This window comes from Halomonas sp. 111 (assembly GCF_052379685.1).
In the GTDB taxonomy this organism is placed as follows: Bacteria; Pseudomonadota; Gammaproteobacteria; order Pseudomonadales; family Halomonadaceae; genus Vreelandella; species Vreelandella citrativorans.
Map to the genome: position 1 here is coordinate 1 of NZ_JBQSYV010000044.1, position 2,952 is coordinate 2,952.

Sequence of the window (2,952 nt, forward strand, 5' to 3'; positions counted from 1 at the left end):
CCAGACTCCTTCGGGTTATAGGGTCAAGCAATGAAGCGCACACGGTGGATGCCTAGGCAGCCAGAGGCGATGAAAGACGTGGAAGCCTGCGATAAGGTTCGGCGAGGTGGCAAACAACCTGTGACCCGGACATCTCTGAATGGGGAAACCCACTGACCACAAGGTCAGTATCGTGCCCTGAATACATAGGGGTACGAGGCGAACCAGGGGAACTGAAACATCTAAGTACCCTGAGGAAAAGAAATCAACCGAGATTCCCCCAGTAGCGGCGAGCGAACGGGGACCAGCCCTTAAGCAGGTGACTGATTAGACGAACGAGCTGGGAAGCTCGGCCATAGCGGGTGATAGCCCCGTAGTCGAAAATCTGATCCTGTGAAATCGAGTAGGTCGGGGCACGAGAAACCTTGACTGAAGACGGGGGGACCATCCTCCAAGGCTAAATACTCCTGGCTGACCGATAGTGAACCAGTACCGTGAGGGAAAGGCGAAAAGAACCCCGGAGAGGGGAGTGAAATAGATCCTGAAACCGTGTGCGTACAAGCAGTAGGAGCAGACTTGTTCTGTGACTGCGTACCTTTTGTATAATGGGTCAGCGACTTATATTCAGTGGCAAGGTTAACCGTATAGGGGAGCCGTAGGGAAACCGAGTCTTAACTGGGCGACACAGTCGCTGGATATAGACCCGAAACCGGGCGATCTATCCATGAGCAGGGTGAAGGTTGAGTAACATCAACTGGAGGCCCGAACCAGGATCTGTTGAAAAAGATTTGGATGACTTGTGGATCGGAGTGAAAGGCTAATCAAGCCCGGAGATAGCTGGTTCTCCTCGAAAGCTATTTAGGTAGCGCCTCACGTATCACCGCCGGGGGTAGAGCACTGTTTCGGCTAGGGGGTCATCCCGACTTACCAACCCGAGGCAAACTCCGAATACCGGTGAGTGCAAGCGTGGGAGACACACGGCGGGTGCTAACGTCCGTCGTGAAAAGGGAAACAACCCAGACCGTCAGCTAAGGTCCCCAAATTCTGGTTAAGTGGGAAACGATGTGGGAAGGCTCAGACAGCTAGGAGGTTGGCTTAGAAGCAGCCATCCTTTAAAGAAAGCGTAATAGCTCACTAGTCGAGTCGGCCTGCGCGGAAGATGTAACGGGGCTAAACCAGATACCGAAGCTACGGGTTCATCCTTAGGATGAGCGGTAGAGGAGCGTCGTGTAAGCCGATGAAGGTGAGTTGAGAAGCTTGCTGGAGGTATCACGAGTGCGAATGCTGACATGAGTAACGATAAGGGGAGTGAAAAACTCCCCCGCCGGAAGACCAAGGTTTTCTGTTCGATGCTAATCAGAGCAGAGTGAGTCGGCCCCTAAGGCGAGGCCGAAAGGCGTAGTCGATGGGAAACGGGCTAATATTCCCGTACCGGACATGATTGCGATGGGGGGACGGAGAAGGCTAGGTGGGCCAGGCGTTGGTTGTCCTGGTGAAAGTCAGTAGGCCTGGGTCTCAGGTAAATCCGGGACCCTTCAAAGCCGAGAGACGAGACGAAGACACCACGGTGTCGAAGTCATTGATGCCACGCTTCCAGGAAAAGCCTCTAAGCTTCAGATCATGTGCGACCGTACCCCAAACCGACACAGGTGGTCAGGGTGAGAATCCCAAGGCGCTTGAGAGAACTCGGGTGAAGGAACTAGGCAAAATGGTGCCGTAACTTCGGGAGAAGGCACGCCGGCGTAGGGTGAGAGGACTTGCTCCTTCAGCCCGAACCGGTCGAAGATACCAGGTGGCTGCAACTGTTTATTAAAAACACAGCACTCTGCCAACTCGCAAGAGGACGTATAGGGTGTGACGCCTGCCCGGTGCCGGAAGGTTAAATGATGGTGTTAGGATTCGTCCGAAGCTCTTGATTGAAGCCCCGGTAAACGGCGGCCGTAACTATAACGGTCCTAAGGTAGCGAAATTCCTTGTCGGGTAAGTTCCGACCTGCACGAATGGCGTAATGATGGCCACGCTGTCTCCACCCGAGACTCAGTGAAATTGAAATCGCCGTGAAGATGCGGTGTACCCGCGGCTAGACGGAAAGACCCCGTGAACCTTTACTATAGCTTCACACTGGACGCTGATGTTGCCTGTGTAGGATAGCTGGGAGGCTTTGAACTTCGGACGCCAGTTCGAAGGGAGCCAACCTTGAAATACCAGCCTGGCATCATTGGCGTTCTCACTCAGGTCCGTTATCCGGATCGAGGACAGTGTGTGGTGGGTAGTTTGACTGGGGCGGTCTCCTCCCAAAGAGTAACGGAGGAGCACGAAGGTACCCTCAGCACGGTCGGACATCGTGCAATGAGTGCAAGAGCATAAGGGTGCTTGACTGCGAGACAGACACGTCGAGCAGGTGCGAAAGCAGGTTCTAGTGATCCGGTGGTTCTGTATGGAAGGGCCATCGCTCAACGGATAAAAGGTACTCCGGGGATAACAGGCTGATACCGCCCAAGAGTTCACATCGACGGCGGTGTTTGGCACCTCGATGTCGGCTCATCACATCCTGGGGCTGAAGTCGGTCCCAAGGGTATGGCTGTTCGCCATTTAAAGTGGTACGCGAGCTGGGTTTAGAACGTCGTGAGACAGTTCGGTCCCTATCTGCCGTGGGCGTTGGATGTTTGAGAAGAGCTGCTCCTAGTACGAGAGGACCGGAGTGGACGACCCTCTGGTGTTCCGGTTGTCACGCCAGTGGCATTGCCGGGTAGCTATGGTCGGACGGGATAACCGCTGAAAGCATCTAAGCGGGAAGCCCCCTTCAAGATGAGACATCCCCGAGGCCTTGAGCCTCCTGAAGGGCCCAGCGAGACCAGCTGGTTGATAGGCACGGTGTGGACGCACTGCAAGGTGTTGAGCTAACGTGTACTAATGGCCCGTGAGGCTTGACCCTATAACACCCAAGGGGTCTGGTCGCAGTGACAACGATGA

At 54.7% G+C, this 2,952-nt stretch carries 1 rRNA gene; it reads left to right on the forward strand.

Features of this window, described 5'->3' with window-relative positions:
- Nucleotides 1–21: 21 nt before the first annotated feature.
- Nucleotides 22–2,914: ribosomal RNA gene (locus ACT3T7_RS18330) — 23S ribosomal RNA — on the forward strand.
- Nucleotides 2,915–2,952: the final 38 nt, after the last annotated feature.